The organism is Pseudomonas sp. AP19 (assembly GCF_001728855.1).
Taxonomy (GTDB): Bacteria; Pseudomonadota; Gammaproteobacteria; order Pseudomonadales; family Pseudomonadaceae; genus Aquipseudomonas; species Aquipseudomonas fluorescens.
The window spans coordinates 1-669 of record NZ_LXJP01000151.1; the positions used below are offsets into that span (position 1 = coordinate 1).

2 protein-coding genes are annotated in these 669 nt (G+C 58.4%); both read right to left on the bottom strand.

The genetic code is table 11. The features are described 5' to 3' along the window. Positions 1 to 220 (bottom strand): GIY-YIG nuclease family protein (locus tag A7D21_RS34070; protein ID WP_171902677.1); only part of this gene is annotated, 220 nt, incomplete at its 3' end. 1 nt (position 221) lies between these two features. Beyond that, a partial coding sequence (locus tag A7D21_RS34075) for a LuxR C-terminal-related transcriptional regulator (RefSeq protein ID WP_069553859.1) occupies positions 222 to 669 on the bottom strand: 448 nt, incomplete at its 5' end.

Genomic DNA, 669 nt, shown 5'->3' on the forward strand with positions numbered 1-669 from the left:
CATTGGCGGTGATGGTGGTTTCGACCTGAGCGATACGCGCCACCAGGGCGGCGGTTTTCGGCGCAAGACCGGTCTTGCGAAAGTAGCTCGCCAGACGGCTTTTCAGGTTTTTGGCTTTGCCCACATAAAGCAGGCGTGCCTCGCTGTCGAACATGCGGTACACGCCGGGGCGGCCACTGCAGGTTGAAAGAAAGGCACTCGGATCAAACGGTGTGGTCATGTCAGGCGCTGGCGTCCACCATGCCGTGACGCACTGCGAGCAGGGTCAATTCAACATCACTGCTGATGGCGAGCTTCTCGAAAATGCGATAGCGGTAGGTGTTCACGGTTTTAGGCGACAGGCACAGCTTGTCAGAGATCGACTGCACTTTCTGGCAACCGACGATCATCAAGGCGATCTGGATCTCGCGCTCCGACAACGCATCAAACGGCGAGTCGCTGGTCGGCTGGAAGGACTTGATCGCCAACTGCTGGGCAATCTGTGGGCTGATATACCGCTGGCCAGCAAATACCAGGCGGATGGCTTGCACCATCTCCGCCAGGCCTGCGCCCTTGGTCAAGTAACCGGCCGCTCCTGCCTGCAGAAGGCGGGTAGGAAACGGGTCTTCCTCGCACACGGTGACCACCACGACTTTGATGTCCGGATGGCTGCGTAACAATTTGGTAGTT